The 272-nt window shown below is 32.7% G+C and carries 1 pseudogene; it reads right to left on the bottom strand.

Features of this window, described 5'->3' with window-relative positions:
• Window positions 1-241, bottom strand: a pseudogene (locus LQ622_RS14965) (IS6 family transposase); the annotation flags it as partial.
• Between the last annotated feature and the right edge of the window lie 31 nt (window positions 242-272).

Below are 272 nucleotides of genomic sequence, written 5' to 3'. Positions count from 1 at the left end.
TGATGTACGTCTCATCAATACGCCATTTGTAATAAGCTTTTTTATGCTTTTTCTTCCAAATTTGATACAAAATTGGGGCATATTCTTGAACCCAACGGTAGACCGTTGAATGATGAACGTTTACACCACGTTCCCTTAATATTTCAGATATATCACGATAACTCAATGTATATCTTAGATAGTAGCCAACGGCTACAGTGATAACATCCTTGTTAAATTGTTTATATCTGAAATAGTTCATACAGAAGACTCCTTTTTGTTAAAATTATACT

Origin of the sequence: Mammaliicoccus sp. N-M50 (assembly GCF_022386995.1) — a bacterium.
GTDB lineage: Bacteria > Bacillota > Bacilli > Staphylococcales > Staphylococcaceae > Mammaliicoccus > Mammaliicoccus sciuri_A.
The sequence above is the reverse complement of the archived record's forward strand: the minus strand, read 5'-3'. Positions and strand labels throughout refer to the sequence as shown.